The 14,830-nt window shown below is 70.5% G+C and carries 12 protein-coding genes and 2 pseudogenes; 4 read left to right on the forward strand and 10 right to left on the reverse strand.

Features of this window, described 5'->3' with window-relative positions; genetic code table 11:
* Window positions 1–183: 183 nt before the first annotated feature.
* Window positions 184–960: an IclR family transcriptional regulator gene (locus ABZ453_RS13360; RefSeq protein ID WP_359014610.1), complete on the reverse strand. Its 777-nt coding sequence runs from the start codon at window positions 958–960 to the stop codon at window positions 184–186.
* A gap of 62 nt (window positions 961–1,022) precedes the next feature.
* Here ABZ453_RS13360 and dhaM point away from each other — a divergent pair, with 62 nt between their 5' ends.
* Window positions 1,023–1,415 carry a dihydroxyacetone kinase phosphoryl donor subunit DhaM gene (dhaM, locus tag ABZ453_RS13365; protein ID WP_359014611.1) on the forward strand — a complete coding sequence of 131 codons (393 nt, stop codon included), beginning with the start codon at window positions 1,023–1,025 and terminating at the stop codon, window positions 1,413–1,415.
* Window positions 1,399–1,689 carry an HPr family phosphocarrier protein gene (locus tag ABZ453_RS13370; protein ID WP_359014613.1) on the forward strand — a complete coding sequence of 97 codons (291 nt, stop codon included), beginning with the start codon at window positions 1,399–1,401 and terminating at the stop codon, window positions 1,687–1,689. Before dhaM ends, ABZ453_RS13370 begins: the two co-directional genes overlap by 17 nt.
* A 62-nt stretch (window positions 1,690–1,751) precedes the next feature.
* Here ABZ453_RS13370 and ABZ453_RS13375 read toward each other — a convergent pair.
* The 6 genes and pseudogenes from ABZ453_RS13375 to ABZ453_RS13400 all read right to left on the reverse strand — a co-directional run.
* Window positions 1,752–1,856, reverse strand: a pseudogene (locus ABZ453_RS13375) (VapC toxin family PIN domain ribonuclease); the annotation flags it as partial.
* 23 nt (window positions 1,857–1,879) lie between these two features.
* Window positions 1,880–2,752: an alpha/beta hydrolase gene (locus ABZ453_RS13380; RefSeq protein WP_359014615.1), complete on the reverse strand. Its 873-nt coding sequence runs from the start codon at window positions 2,750–2,752 to the stop codon at window positions 1,880–1,882.
* A gap of 53 nt (window positions 2,753–2,805) precedes the next feature.
* Window positions 2,806–3,516, reverse strand: a complete 711-nt coding sequence (locus ABZ453_RS13385; protein ID WP_359014617.1) for an ABC transporter ATP-binding protein — start codon at window positions 3,514–3,516, stop codon at window positions 2,806–2,808.
* On the reverse strand, window positions 3,513–4,346 hold the full coding sequence (locus tag ABZ453_RS13390) for an ABC transporter ATP-binding protein (protein ID WP_359014619.1): 834 nt from the start codon (window positions 4,344–4,346) through the stop codon (window positions 3,513–3,515). The genes ABZ453_RS13385 and ABZ453_RS13390 overlap by 4 nt, the downstream gene beginning before the upstream one ends.
* The gene (locus ABZ453_RS13395) at window positions 4,343–6,361 is read right to left on the reverse strand and encodes an ABC transporter permease (RefSeq protein ID WP_359014621.1); all 2,019 of its coding nucleotides are present in this window, start codon (window positions 6,359–6,361) and stop codon (window positions 4,343–4,345) included. The genes ABZ453_RS13390 and ABZ453_RS13395 overlap by 4 nt, the downstream gene beginning before the upstream one ends.
* Before the next feature lie 118 nt (window positions 6,362–6,479).
* Window positions 6,480–7,793 (reverse strand): ABC transporter substrate-binding protein, encoded by a 1,314-nt coding sequence (locus tag ABZ453_RS13400; protein WP_359014623.1) that lies wholly within the window; start codon window positions 7,791–7,793, stop codon window positions 6,480–6,482.
* Between the two features lie 338 nt (window positions 7,794–8,131).
* On the opposite strand from ABZ453_RS13400, the gene ABZ453_RS13405 reads away from it, so the two are divergent.
* Together ABZ453_RS13405 and ABZ453_RS13410 are read left to right on the forward strand one after the other, a co-directional pair.
* Complete coding sequence (locus tag ABZ453_RS13405; RefSeq protein ID WP_359014625.1) at window positions 8,132–8,836, forward strand: hypothetical protein; 705 nt, start codon at window positions 8,132–8,134, stop codon at window positions 8,834–8,836.
* Between the two features lie 720 nt (window positions 8,837–9,556).
* A pseudogene (locus ABZ453_RS13410) lies at window positions 9,557–12,524 on the forward strand (AAA family ATPase).
* Between the two features lie 21 nt (window positions 12,525–12,545).
* On the opposite strand, the gene ABZ453_RS13415 reads toward ABZ453_RS13410, so the two are convergent.
* The 3 genes from ABZ453_RS13415 to ABZ453_RS13425 all read right to left on the reverse strand — a co-directional run bounded on the left by ABZ453_RS13415 (window position 12,546) and on the right by ABZ453_RS13425 (window position 14,810).
* A complete protein-coding gene (locus ABZ453_RS13415; protein ID WP_359014627.1) occupies window positions 12,546–13,403 on the reverse strand; it encodes a hypothetical protein in 858 nt (285 codons plus the stop codon).
* A gap of 115 nt (window positions 13,404–13,518) precedes the next feature.
* A complete protein-coding gene (locus tag ABZ453_RS13420) occupies window positions 13,519–14,400 on the reverse strand; it encodes a hypothetical protein (protein ID WP_359014629.1) in 882 nt (293 codons plus the stop codon).
* Window positions 14,401–14,405: 5 nt separating this feature from the next.
* A complete protein-coding gene (locus tag ABZ453_RS13425; RefSeq protein WP_359014631.1) occupies window positions 14,406–14,810 on the reverse strand; it encodes a hypothetical protein in 405 nt (134 codons plus the stop codon).
* Window positions 14,811–14,830 lie beyond the last annotated feature (20 nt).

Below are 14,830 nucleotides of genomic sequence, written 5' to 3' on the forward strand. Positions count from 1 at the left end.
GGGGAACCGGACAGCTCAGCGCCTCCGGCAGGACGTTCATCATTGATGAACACTGTTCCGGAAATTAAGGCCGCGTTTCGCGCCTGTCAAGAGCTTCGGCGACCACCGGGTCCCGAACACGGGAAAAGCCCCCCGGCGGCATGCCGAGGGGCCGGGCGCCGGAAGGCGGGGGCTGCCGCCGGATCAGGTCCCCGTGATACGGGCGCCCCCGCGGGGGGCGCCCAAGTCGCGGGAGAGGTTGCGGGCGGTCTCGCGGACCACCACGGCAAGCTCCTGACGTGCCGGTTCGGCCAGCAGGCGCTCGACGGGGCCGACGATGCCGATGGCGCCCACCACCTCGCCGGATCGGTCGAAGACAGGGGAGGCGATGCCCGCGTCCCCGATGGCGGACTCCTGGTCCTCCATCGCGTAGCCGGTCCGGAGAACCTCCTTGAGCTGCCCGGCCAGCTCCTGCGGGTCGGTGATGCTGGCGCCGGTGAGCACGGCCGGCTCACCCGCGAGCAGCCGGTCACGCTCGGATGCCGGGCCGCAGGCCACGATGGCCTTGCCCAGGGCGCAGGTGCTCCACGGGATGCTGGCCCCCACCTCCAGGATCTGCACGGCGCCCTCAGGTCGGAAGGCGTGGTGCACCACCAGGATGTGGTCGCCGGTGAGCACGGCCACCCACACCGCCTCGTTCGCCCGGGTGGCGAGCTGGTCCGCCCAGGTCAGCGAGCGGGTCCGCAGCTCCTGGGTGTCGAGGTAGGCGTTGCCCAACTGCACCAGGTCCGGGCCGAGCTGGTACTTCGAGCTGTCACGGTCCTGCACCACCAACCCCTCGGCCTCCAGCGTGCGCAGCAGCGCATGCACGGTGGGCTTGGCCACGCCCAGGCGGTCGGCCAGCTCGGTCACACCCAGCCGAGGACCGGTGGACGCGAGCTCCCGCAAGATCTGCACCGCACGCTGCACCGCCTGCACCATCGAAAATTTTCTCCTCGATTCAGTATTGATGAACAGCGTTCCGAGATTTAACGTACCTGTTCATGAGCAATCCTGTCGGCATCGTACTCGTGTCCCACAGCGCCGAGCTCGCCACGGGCCTTCGCCTGCTGGTGGAGCAGATCGGCTCCGACACAGTCCCCCTCGCCATCGCCGGAGGAACCGACGACGGCCGGATCGGCACCAGCTACGACCTCGTCCTGACCGCGATCCGGCACGCCGACCGGGGAGCCGGCGTTGTCGTCCTCCCCGACCTCGGCAGCTCAGTCCTGACCGCCCGCACCGTCCTGGAAGACCACCCCCGCCCCGACGTCACCATCGTCGACGCGCCCTTCGTCGAAGGAGCCGTCGCAGCCGTCGTCACCGCCGCGACCGGCGCCGACCTGAAGACCGTCGCCGACGCCGCCAAGGAGGCCCGCAATGTCCCCAAACTCTGACGCCACCACCACGACCGCGGCGCATCACGAAACCGCCGTCATCCTGCCCGCCAACCTGCACGCCCGCCCTGCGGGTCAACTCGCCCGCGCCGCAGCAGGATTCACCAGCGCCATACAGCTGGAGCACGGCGGCCGCACCGTCAACCCGACCAGCGTCCTCGCCGTGATGGGGCTGGGCGCCACAGCCGGCACCACCGTGACCGTCCGCGGCGACGGCCCCGACGCAGAGCAGGCCGTCACAGCACTGGCCGACATCCTCACCAACGCCCGGTAACTGGCCGCCGCCACCGCGCCGAACGAGCCGCCGCTTCGGGCCTGTGGAGCAAAGCCAGGAGATCAGGCCAGTACGTCTCGCTGCTGAACTTCCTTGAGCACTCCGGCCACCGTCGCGAAGTCGTTGTCCCCATGGAGAACGGTGTGCCCGTGGTGGACGGCGACCGCGGCGTCGACCCAACGGCCCTTGCTCACGGCAGCACTCGCTCGTTCTCGCTGTGCGCGAGTACCCGCTCCAGCCAGGCCAGTAGGTCGCCCTCGACTTCGGAGCGGTTGGTCTCGTTGAACAACTCGTGCCGCGCTTCGGGGTAGACACGGTAGGTGATGTCGGTGAGACCGGCCTTCCGGTAGCGGTCGACGAGCAGGTCACTCAGCGCGAGCCCGGCGTTGAGCGGGTCCCGGTCGCCGACCAGGACGTAGACAGGCAGGTGTGCCGGGATGCCCCGGGGCTGCGCGAGTGCTGCCGAGGCGACGGCGACCTGCCGCATTCCCTCCCCGTCGAGGCTGGCGCCGCACAGCGGGTCCGCGAGGTAGGCGTCGACGGCAGCGGGGTCACGGCTGAGCCAGTCGAACAGCGTCCGAGCGGGCTCGAAGCCCTTGTTGAGGGCGCCGAGCGGGTCCCCGGTATCGGCCGCCTGGTTGGCGAGCATCACGTCGACCGCGGTGGTGCCGGCCAGAACCAGGGCGTCGATCAGATGGGAGTGGTGCAGTACGTACTGCTGTGCGGCGAAGGAGCCGAGGCTGTGACCGAGCAGCACCAGGGGCAGGCCGGGGTGCCGCTCCCGGATGGTCTCGGAGAGTGTCACCAGGTCGCCGACGAGGCTGTTCCAGCCGTCCTGGCCGAGATGGCCGGGTGCGGCGTGCCTGCTGAGCCCGTGTCCCCGGTGGTCGTTGGCGTACACGGCGAAGCCCTGGGCCGTCAGCGCCTGGGCGAGCGCGGCGTACCGGCCGGCGTGTTCGCCCATACCGTGCGCGATCTGCACCACGCCGCGCGGCGGTCCGGCGGCCTGCCAGTCGTGCACGTGAATGCGTATGCCGTCCTTGCCGCTGTCGAAAGTGAACATGATTCTCCTGGGAGAGGGTGAGTGGAGGGGCGTGGTCCGTGCCGGTGGGGCGGTCAGGCACTTGCGCCGAGGTAACCGGCCACGATCCGGGACCGGTCCGCTCTCAGTTCCCGGGCCGTGGCCTGCACGGTGAGTTCGCCGTGGGACAGGACGCAGCCTCGGTCGGCGACTTCCAGGGCGAGGCCGACGTGTTGCTCGACGAGCAGCACCCCGCAGCCGGAATCGTCGGCGAAGCGCCGGACGACGGGCAGCAGTTCCTCGACGATGACCGGGGCGAGGCCGAGACTGAGTTCGTCGAGCAGCAGCAGCTTGGGACGGCGGGCCAGCGCCCGTCCCAGAGCGAGCATCTGCTGTTCTCCGCCGGACAGGAGTCCGGCCTTGCGGTCCCGCAGGCGGGTCAGGACCGGGAAGTAGGCGTACGCCGCCTGCTCGTCGAGCCGTTCTCCCCGATGTCCCAGCCGCAGGTGTTCCGCCACGGTCAGTGAGGAGAAGATGCCCCTGCCTTCCGGGACGTGTGCGATGCCTCGTCGCGCGCGGGCCGCCGCCGGCACCTGGTCGAGGGGTGTCCCGGTGAAGGCGATGGTGCCGGCGGAGGGACGCAGCAGCCCGGAGACGGCCTTGAGCGTGGTGGTCTTGCCGGCGCCGTTGGCGCCCAGCAGGGCGACGACCTCGCCCGCGCCGACGGTGAGGTCGAGATCGCGGACGACGGGGGCTCCGTCGTAGCCGACCGTGAGACCGGACACTTCCAGGACGGGTGTACTCATGTTGTCTCCGGTGCGCTGCTGGGAACCCCGGGTCGGCCGGTGGCGAGAGAGGGAGTGCCGGCGTCCGGTAGGGGTGCGTCGGCGGGCTGGACGGCGGATGCGCCCAGATAGGCGGTGATGACGGCGGGGTCGTCGCGGACCTCGCTCGGGGGTCCTGCCGCGATCACCTTGCCGAACTCCAGGACGACCAGGTGGTCGCAGATGCCCATCACCAGGCCCATGTCGTGGTCGATGAGGAGCAGGGCCGTACCGGCGTCGGCGACGGCGCGCAGGCGGCGGCCGAGTTCGGCGCTCTCCGTGGTGTCCAGGCCGGCGGCGGGCTCGTCGAGGCAGATGATGCGGGGGCGGGCGGCCAGGGCCCGGGCCACGCCGACGAGTTTGCGCTGTCCCTGGGACAGTTCGGCCGGGGATGCGTCGGCGAGATCCTGCAGGCCCAGAGTGGTGAGGGCATCGGCGACGGCGGAGGGCGGTGGTGTGCGGCGGCCGAAGGTCTCGCCGAACGCCCTGACCCAGGTCGGGTGTTCCGCTGTCACGCGCAGGTTCTCCGTCACCGTGAGGTCCTCGAAGAGTTCGCTGCTCTGGAAGGTGCGGGCGAGACCTCGGCGGGCCCGGGCATGCGGGGGCATGCCGGTCAGGTCCTCGCCGTCCAGTTCCACCCGGCCCCGGGCGCCGACCAGTCCGCTCACCGCGTCCACGAAGGTGGTCTTGCCCGCGCCGTTCGGACCGATCAGCCCCACCAGTTGGCCCTCGGCGACATCCAGGACGACATCGCTGAGTGCGTGGACGCCGCCGTAACTGACGTCCAGTGAACGGACCTTGAACATGCTCATCGTGCGACCTCCTGGGGGGCGGGCGCCGCCTCGGCCCCAGCGGTGTCCGGCGTGGCGTTCACGGCGAGGGCAGCCTGGGTGGCTTTCGCCGTGCGGGCGGCCCGTTTGGCCTTCTTACGGCGGTGGTTGGCGCCCGCGATGCCGTCCGGGTTCGCGATCAGCGTCACGATCAGGGAGACGCCGGCGAAGAGCAGCGCCCAGGTCCCCTTGATGCCGAACCACTTGTCCAGGGCGTGCGGGACGAGCGCCTCGGTGGACATCAGCCCGGCGATGACGGCTCCGGACACCATGGTGATGCCGCCGATGTAGGCGAAGCCGATGAGGCCGAGTGCGGCCAGCGCGGTGAACCGGACCGCGCTGACGGAGCCGAAGTTGTAGCCGTACAGGGTCCCCGCGGCGCTGGCGATGAAGGAGCTGATGGCGAACGCCGCGATCTTCACCCCCCGTACGTTGACGCCTGCCGCCGCGGCCGCGCGCTCGTTGGAGCGGACGGCGAGCATGCGCCGCCCCAGCCCGGTGCGCCTGAGGTTGGCCACGTACAGGCCCAGGGCGAGGGCGACGGACAGGACGAGGAAGCCGAAGAGGGGGCTGGGTTCGTTGCCGTCCAGGCCGCGGAAGGCCGCCCCCGGACCGAGGTTCACCCCGAACAGACGGGGAGGAGGCACGGTCACTCCGGCGGTGCCGCCGAAGGAGGTGTTGGTGAACAGGGCCTGTTCCATCGCGAGCGCGGCGGCCAGCGTGACGACGGCCAGGCTCACACCGCGGACCCGCAGGGCGGAGATGCCGGCGGCCACACCGAGCAGCGTGGCCAGCAGGGTCGCGCCGAGGGCGTTGAAGGGGAAGGGGATGTGCAGTCCGGTCGCCAGGTGGGACAGGGCGAAACCGGCGGTGCCGGAGAGCGCGAGCTGCATCACGGAGATCTGTCCCACGTAGCCGGTGATGACGACGTACGAGAGGACGATGATCGCGCCGATCAGCGAGTTCGTCAGCGCCTGACGGAAGTCGAACGGCAGCACGACCAGGGCGACGGCGGCGGCGGCCGTGGCCAGGACGGCCGGTCGCAGCAGTCGGTCCGGCAGCGGTACGGCGGGCAGCCGCTGCTCGACGAGTTCACCGCGGCGCGGCAGGCCCGCCCCCTTCACGTAGAGCGCGACGATCATCAGGACGAAGATCAGCAGCTGCTGGAGTCCGGGCATGGCGTTGCCGTTGTCGGTCGGGAACCAGCTCTGGGTGGACAGGTAGTAGACGACCGACTGCAGGACGCCGATGAGGATGCCGGCGGAGCAGGCGATCCACAGTGAGGTGAATCCGGCGAAGAGTGCCGCCGCCAGGGCCGGGACCACCTGCAGAGGGAGAGTGATCGAGTCGACCTGGACGATGGGTGCGGCCAGGACGCCGAGCAGCCCCGCGATCAGCGCGGACAGCAGGGTGTTGGCGAGGGAGACGCCGTTGGGTGACAGACCGGCCAGCAGGGCCGCCTGTTCGTTCTCCGAGGCGGCGCGGGTGGCGAGCCCGAACCGGGTCCATCGGTAGAGGGCCCCGAGGGCGAGCGCGACGGCGACCACGAGCCCCGTCAGGATGAAACGGTCCACGGGCGTGGTGACCCCCAGGACGCTGACGGTGCCGGAGGGCAGGATGCTGGGGGCCTGCTGGGGCTGGGTTCCGAACACCAGCACCACGGCGGCCTGAAGGGTGAGCAGAATGCCGAGTGACGCCGCCAGCTTGGCCAGGGGTGAGACCGCGCGCAGCGGCTTGAACACCGCTGCTTCGGTGAGCACACCGACCGCGAGCGCCGCCATGAGCGCCCCCGCCAGGGCGGCGGCGGTCGGCACCGAGAAGCCGAAGAAGCCGGTGCTCAGGGCCCAGAAGAGGTAACCGGCGACCATCGCGACGGCGCCGGTCGACAGGTTGATGATGCCCGAACCCCGGTAGGTCGCCACGACACCGAGCGCGATGCCGGCGATCAGCGCCCCCTGGCCCAGGCCGAGCACGGCGAAGAGCAGGATCTGTTCCATTGCTTACTCCTGGAGCGCCGTGTTCCTGAGTCCGTAGCGAAGTGGCCGGGCTCGGGAACACGGCACGGGAAGGTCTGTCGCGGGCCGGACGCGACCCGGGCGGACGGTGGGACGGTGGTCACCGGGGCGGGCGGAGCCAGTCGGTCAGCGGCTGGAAGGCACCCTTGCCCTTGTACTGGTAGAACCGCGCCTGGTCGTTGCAGACCGCGGGGGCGTCCGGGTACTTGGCGCACTTGACCTCGGCGGCACCCATGACGACCGGCCCGGTGAACTTCTTCAGCTGCGCGGAGACGGTCGCCGGGGTGATCTTGTCGGCTCCCACGGCGTTGAGCACCTTGGCGTAGGTCAGGATCGTGCTCCAGCCCAGTGGCGCGAAGACCTGGGACGCGGTGGCCTTGTCCAGCCCCACCTGGCCGGATGCCGCCAGGAACGCCTTGGAGTCGGCGGCCGAGGTGTCGGTCGGCAGCGTCTGGGCGACGCCGTACGTCCATGTGGGCAGATCACCGCCCAGGCCCTTGGCCACGTCCGGTGACATGCACAGGGGCGTGGACACCACGGGCTTGTCGATGCCGAGCTGCTTGAGTGCCTTGGCGACTCCGACACACCCGGAGCCGATCGTGATGGGCACGATGACATCGGCGGAGTTGGCGCCGGCCGCGGTGACCGGGCCGATGAGGTCCGTGGCCTGCGCGTCGAAGCCGACCGACTTCACGGTCAGGCCGGCGGCCTCGAGTCCCTTGACCGCCGCGCTTGAGGCGATCTTGTCGCCAGGGGTGTTCGTGTGGATGACCGCCGCCGTCTTCGCCTTGAGGACGTCACGCGCGTACGTGCCCCAGGTGCCGAAGATGTGCGGCAGGTCGCCGAAGGTGCTGTAGGTGTTCTTCGCCGTGGGCAGGGTGGGCCCCGTCGCGACGCCGACCAGAACCGGCTTCTTGCCCGCCACCACGGAGTTGAAGGAGGAGTCGCCCAGGTACAGATTGCCGAGGGCGATGGCGGAAACGGCCTTGTCGCCGAGCAGTTGCTGACCGCACTTCTGCCCCTCCTCCTCGGCGGAGACCACGGTGCAGACGTTCAGCGCCAGCGGGTGGCCACCGATTCCGCCCAGCTTCTCGTTGACGTACCGAACGGCTGCCTTGGCGCCCAGGGTGGCCTCGGGGCTGCCGCCGGGGCCGCCCTCGACGTTCACCCAGCCGAGTGTGATCGGGGACCGACCGGAGTCGGCCTTGCCCGCCTTGCCTCCCACGTAACTCTGATAGTCGGTCACCACGGCGGCCGAGGGGCGGGTGTCCGCAGTGGCTGACGAGTCGGCCGCGGCGGCGCCGTTCGAGGCCGAGCCCGGGCTCTGCGCGCCACCGCAGGCGGTGAGGCCCAGGACGGGCGCCATGAGGGAGGCGATGAGGCCCAGTCTTCGGACACGCGGATGGGTGGGCATACGAGACCTCCAGAGCGGAGCGAAGGGAAGTCATGCCGAGGCATGCACAACGAGGAATCGAACGGTCGGCCGGGGACCTGGAGCGCACGGGGTGACCAGCGCGGAGGGCGGCTCGGAGGCACGGAAAGGCCTGTTCAAACGGCCTTCCGAGGTTTCGTAACTTTCTTACGAACCGGGAATCTAGGTGTAGGCTTACCCCCTGTCAACGCCTTGGTTCACTTTGATTTAACGATCAAGCAGCTCGATTTAACGATCAAGCAGAGGAGGGGGAGGGTGTGACGACGCAGGCCGGAAGGCGCAGACTGCCTCGGCGATCGCTCGAGGAGACTCGGGCTCTCATGCTGGAAGCGGCGACCAAACTCGTCTGTGCGGGAACCGCCGACACCAGCGAGGCCGCGGTCTCCGCCGCACTGGCCCACGTGCGGGTCAAGCAGGTGACGGAAGAGGCCACTCGCATCATCCGGGACCGGCTGGGCGACGAGGCGGCGCCGGCGGTCACCACGGGATCGATCTACCAGATCTGGCCGGCTCAGGCCGACTTCCAGGCCGAGTTGTTGTTTCACCTGACCTCCCGGCAGGCGGAACTGGTCCCCGGCCTGCCCGACAGCATCCGGCGCTTCCAGGAAGCCGTTGAGAACGGCGTCACCTGGCAGGAAGCCCTCAACGACGTACTGACCGACAACCACAAGAACCACCGGGTGGACCCGATCTACCGGGTGATGCTCGGTTTCTATGCCAGCGCCGCGAACCCCCGCGTGCGTGAGGCCCTCGGGCACTACGGCGAATCGTTCACGAAGGTGGCCTGCGAGGCGTACCAGGCCCTGCTCGACACCTACGGTCTGCGCATGCGCGCGCCCTACCAGGTCGATCACCTCGCCACCAGCATCGCGTCCCTGCTGGACGGCTTCCACATGCGGTGGATCGCCGGCTACGGAGACCTGGCGGACCCGCACGGCGACGAGAACTGGTCCCTTGTCACCAGGGTTGCCGTCATGCTGTTCGACCAGTTCACCGAACCCGTACCCGCGGACGGCACTTCCTGAGGTCTCTGCCCCCGCCTGCGACCCGCACGGGCGGCACTGGACATCGCGTCCGTGACCGCGGAGGTGCCGCGAACGGAACGCGCCCGTTCGCCGCCGGCCGCACCCGCGTGAAGGCGACCCTCGACGCCCACTACGTTTGGTGCCCGACGCCCGACGGCGCAGCCGCATCCGTCATGACGCTCCAGGCAGCCCTCGGCCTGGAGGCGGATGTACCCGGCGGCACGGTGCCGGTAGCCCCACCTTCGCAGACGCGTACGGCCCATTGACGCTGACGGAGCTGCGGGTGGCCGGCGGCGTACTCGACGTCGCCGTCGCGGTCGACGGCACGGCAAGCGTGGCGGCGCCCGATCGGGTAGCGGTGATCTCGGGCAGGCCGGAGTGAGGGCGCTGATCATCGGTGTGCCCGGATCAGGATGCGGTGGCCAGGGCCCGCACACTGGCCCGTCGGGGCCGTCATCGACCTGGGCCGCAATGGGCGTTCGGAAGTGGACAACGGACAGCAACAAGCCCCGTCCGCACCTTCTGCTCGGCGGGAATTGGCCCCACCTACGTGCGCGAGGTGCAGGCCGGCTGCGACCTCTGAAGGGGAACCACCCATCTCCGCCCCGACCAGCGTCTCGCCCTGCGAGATCCGCCCGTCCCGGTTCACCGACGCGACGGTTACCACGATCACCGGGGGAGAATGGTATGTGGGGGAATCGTAAAGACAGAGGGGCAACCATGGTCGCCGAAGCGGTAGTTGAGGACAGCGGGAACGGGGCTCCGTTGCTGGGCCGCTCCGTCGAGCTGGCCCGGTGCGACGCGCTGCTCGACCGTGCGACGGGCGGCGCGCGCGGCACGACGCGGGGCGGGGAGTTCCGTGACAGCGGCCGCTCCCGGCTCGTCGACATCACCGGTGAGGCCGGCATCGGCAAGAGTCGGCTGCTCGGCGAGGTCTGTGCACGGGCGAGCCGACGCGGAATGACGGTACTGCGCGGCAGAGCCACGGAGTACGAGCGGCAGGTGCCGTTCCAGGTATTCACCGACGCGCTCGCCCACCTCGACCCGCAGGCCCCGGACGGCTTCCAGGAGACCGAGACGGAGGCGGTGGCTCCCCTGCTTCAGCGGAGCGGCGCGGTCGACCGTTTCGGGCTGCACCGGTCCACGGCCGTCCTGCTCGCCCGGCTCGCCGCCCCGTCCGGACTGCTGCTGGCCCTCGACGACCTGCACTGGGCGGACCCGGCGTCACTGGAGCTGCTGGACCACCTGGTACGCCATCCCGTGCACGCCCCTGTCGTCCTGGCCGTGACCCGTCGTGACCGCCAAAGTCCCGAGTCCCTCGCCGCCGGGCTCACCCGAGGCCTCGACACCGGCACGGTCGTCAGACTCGGCTTGAGACCGCTGAGCGCACGCGACTGCGCCGAACTGGCCGGCCCGGGCCTGCCGCCCGCCGAGACCGCCGCGCTGTACGCCACGAGCGAGGGCAACCCGTTCTACTTCCTGACCCTCCTTCAGGCCCACCGCGGGAGTGCGGCGCCCGAGTCCTCGGCGCCGCCCGGGCTCGGCACCCTGCTGCTGGACGAACTGACCGCGCTCACCTCCTCCCGGCGCGGCATCGTCGAGGCCGTGGCAGTACTGGGCGAGCACGCCAACCCGGCGATGGTGAGCCGGGTGACCGGCCACTCCGGCGCCGCGTTCACCGCCGATGTCCACGCCCTCACCCGCCGCGACCTGCTGCGCTCCGCCCCGCAGGGCCTGCTGACCCTGCGTCATCCGGTCGTGCGAACCCTCGTCCACGAAAGCACACCCCCTCTTGAGGCGCGTCGAGATCCACCGGCTCGCCGCGCAGGAACTGGCGCGCGCAGGCGCCTCCGCCGCCGAGCGGGCCCACCATGTGGAACAGTCGCTGACCGCCTGGGACCCGGCAGCGGTGGCCGTACTCGAAGAGGCCGCCGCGAGAACCGCCCGAACGGCCCCGGCGAGCTGCGCCCACTGGCTCGATGTGGCAATCCGCCACCTTCCACACACTCCCGAACACACCGCCCGGCGGCGTGAGTTGGTCCTGAGGCGGGCCCGCGCCCTGGCCGCGTGCGGTGGCCTGCGCGAGAGTCGCGACCTGCTCCAAGAGCTGATCGCCACCCCGCGGCGGTCACCCGATGGCCCGGCCACCGGAGAGGACCAGGGCCTCAGAGTGCGCGCGGTCGTCCTGTGCGCGCTGGTGGAGCGTCATCTGGGGCGCTGCACCGAGGCCGTCGCCCTGTTACGCCGGGAGCTGGCCCGCGGCCCCGCACCGGCCCACGTCGTCCGGCTCGGTCTGGAGCTCGGCTCGGCCGCGCCCCAGGACAGCGACACCTCGTACGCCCAGGTCCGCACGGAGGTCGAGGTGGCGCTCGCGGCGGCCCGGTCCATGGGGGACGAGGTCGGGGAGGCGGGCGTCCTCGCCGTGGCAGCCTTGGGAGAGGCGTACGAGGGCAACATGACCGCGGCGCACCGGCTCGCCCGGCAGGCCGGCGCCCTGGTCGACTCCCTGCCCGACAACGATCTCACCGCGCTGTGCGAACCCCTGGCCCGGCTCGGCTGGGCCGAGGCCTTCCTGGAGCACTACCCGGACGCCGAGCGGCACGCGGAGCGCGGCCTCGACATCGCCCGCCGCAGCGGTCAGCTCTACGTCGTACCCCATCTGCTGCTGTGCCTGTCCCATGTCCGGGTCCAGACCTGCCGGATCTCCTCGGCGCTGGAACTCGCCGACCAGGCCGAGGACATAGCCCGCGGGATCGGCAGCGACCAGTTGCTCGCGTTCGTACTGGCGAGCAAGGCCTCGGCGCTCGTCGCCGGCTGCCCGCCGGGTGATCCACGCCCCCTCGCCGTCGCCGAGGAGGCGGTGGCCGCGGCCGGTAGCGGAGTCGACTGGTGGGCGTCCACGGCCTGGTGCATCTTCGGCTGGGCCGCGCTCATGGCCGGCGACCCGGTCCGCGCGCGGGAGGCGATGCTCCAGGCGGGCGGCCCCGAACTGCAGCGGATCCAGCCGTCGATGCGCCCGCTGTACCTGGAGATCCTGGTCACCTCCGCACTGGTGACGGGCAGGTCCGAGGAGGCCCGCGGCTGGGCGGAGCGGGCTCTGAAGGAGGCGGAGAGACTGGGGCTGCCGATGCAGCGGGCGTCCGCGCTGCGCAGCAGCGCCCATCTACCGCTGGCGCAGGGGGACACGGCAGCGGCGGCGGACCTGTTCGCGGAGGCCGCGGCGGAGAGCGCCCGGTCCGGCGCGGTCTTCTGGGAGGCCCACTCCCTGCTGCTCGGCGCCCCGCTGGAAGCGGCGGCGGGTCGCGGCCGGGGCGGCACGCACGCCTGGCTCAGGGGGCGCCGGCTCGCCGAGGCGGGCGGCAGCGGAATGCTGGTCGGCCTCGCCGACGCCACCCGTCCGCCCGGCGGCGGCTTGGAGGCTCCGTACGGTTCCCCGGACCGCGCCGAACTCACCGAGCGGCTGGCCACGTTGACCGCCCGGGAGCTGGAGATAGCCGAACTGGTGGCGCAGGGGCTCACCAGTCAGGCCATCGCGGACCGGCTCTACGTCAGCCGTCGTACCGTCGACACCCATGTCTCCCGCACCTTCCGCAAGACCGGGGTCTCCTCGCGTACCGCCCTGGCCACATTGATGGCCCGCCGCCGCGGTGGGAGCCGTTTCGGGGACGGCCGCGCTGACCAGGGCTGAGCCTGGTAGGCCGTAAGCCGCCTACCTGACGTCGACGAAGTCGCCGGGCGCCGTCGTGGAGCCGGTCGTGGTGGTGCCGGCGAAGACGAAGCGGTAGTAGCCGTCCGAGACGGCTTTGGTGGTGGCCTTCAGGGTGCCGGTGCTGCTGGTGTTGACCGTCTTGAGGGTGGTGTACGTGTTGCTGCCCTTCTTGCGGAACTGCAACTGCACCGGCTGGTTCGCGTATCCCGCGTACTTGCCCGTGGTCCAGTCGGCGCGGCTCAGCTTGCCGGTGACCGTGATGGTCCTGCCCTTCTTCACCGGCTCGGGGGAGGCGTCGGCGGTCAGCGCGGCGGCACGCTTGATCCTGGTCCTTGCGACGTCGTCGTCGTAACTGGCGTTCGCGTAGAGGTCGTAGGCGCCCAGGAAGAGTTTCCAGGTCCCCGCGGTGCCGTTGCCGTCCTTGAAGGCGACCGCGGGGTCGATGGTGAAGACCGTCTTGCAGCTGTAGCTGTAACCGCCCTGGACCGGCGTCTCCGTGCAGACGGGGTTGTCATCCGTCCCCAGGGCGCCCGTGATGGTGTCCGTGCTCGAACTGTCGGTGCCCTGCCACAGGAACGCCATGGTGAGGGCTACGCCTTCCTCGTCGAAGGCGGTGAACGTGACAGGCACGGCCTTCTTGCCCGTCACACCGAGAACGACGTCCTTGCCGTTGTTGACGACTCCGTCCTTGAACGTGGTGCCGCCCAGCCCGTCCTTCGGCCGGACGCTCTGCGAGGCGAAGGCTCTGAGAGCCGTCGCCGTCCCGGGGTGCTCCGCTCCCTGGGCGGCGCCCGGAAGGACGAGCGTCGAGAGTACGAGGGCGCCGGAAAGGACGGCGGTCGCGGTGTGCATACGCATGTGAACTTCCCAAGAAGTGGTCGGGCCACCCTGCCGAACTGGCCTTACGGCAGGGCCTGTTGATATGGCGAAGTGATCGGTGCGCGCCCGGCCCCGCGGAGGGCCCGGCCCCGGCTCATGGCGTGGGAGAGCGGAGGACGTCGTCGATGTCGAAGCTGTAGTCGGGCGTCGGGTAGAGATCGGTCGGGTACAGGTCGGTCGGGTACAGGTCCGTCGGCTGGGAGCCCGGTGTGGGTACATCGGCCGGGTCCGCGGTGGGCTTGCCATCCGGGCTGCACACCTGCGGTGCCGAGGGCTCGGACAGTTCGTAGTCGGCGACCCGCTGCGACCGGAAGTCCACCGTGGCGCGCCCCCAGATGTCCTTGGCGCCGCCGACCCCGACCTCCTTGGGCAGTTCCCTGCTCGCCAGCGGTTTGCCCACGGCGATCGAGAGCAGGGCTCCCTCACAGGGGCTGCGGTCCGTCGCGTAGAGGGACGCGGGCAGGGCGATCTTCTGCTCGACGCCGGCGTCCGTACGGAGTTCGACGCGCTTCACCCGGCGGATGTCGAAGTAGTAGTCGGGCCGCCTCCCGTCCGAAAGCCGATCACCGTCGTCTCCGTTCGCGACTCCGTAGACCAGTTTCCAGAACTCGACCTGCACGGTGATCTTCCGGCAGAGCGGGCCGTTGTACCCCGGCAGGCTGACCACCTTCACCTCGCCGTCCCCGTAGTCCTCCTTGGGTGTGTCGACGAAGCGTCGGACCCACTCCCTGGATTCCTCGGCCGTCCACCCCTTGTTGTCGTGGCAGCCGGACGCCCCGGTCGGATACGGCGGAGTGAGCGAGGGAGTCGGCGAAGGGCTCGGCGACTCGGACACCCTTGTCGCGCTCCCGGACGGATCCCCGGTGAGGGAGGTGCCCCGGGCGCTCGAACAACCCCCGGTGAACAGGACGGCGACGGCGAGGGCCGCGGCGACCGGCACGACGGAGTGGTTCGGCCCGGATACGCGCCTCGACACGTACCTCACTGGTCGAACCAGTTCCTGGCTTCCGCGGAACTGAAGCCCCGCAGCACGACGAGAGCGAAGGCGATGCCCGGGACGACCCCGACGCCGCCCCCCTGGAACAGGCCCAGCACACCGCTGAGCAGGCTCAGCGCCTCGATGACGATGACCGTGACACGTATCCCGTTCGACCGCTTGCCCGCGAAAACACCGCACAGCAGGAGCGCCCCCGCGATCAGCAACGACAGCACCGCCACGAACCGGATCAGCCCGGCCCCCTCGTCCTGACCGTGGTCCACCGCGTCGTTCACCACGGCCAGCAACAGCAATCCCGCCGCCAGGTTCAGCACGGCCTGGACCCATACCCCCACCATCGCCAGCCTGACGTTCTTCGGCATCTGCGCTTTCACGCTCGGTGTCGTCATGAAGGCAAGGAAACGGCACA

This window comes from Streptomyces sp. NPDC005799, assembly GCF_040630525.1.
GTDB classification, from domain to species: Bacteria; Actinomycetota; Actinomycetes; order Streptomycetales; family Streptomycetaceae; genus Streptomyces; species Streptomyces griseorubiginosus_B.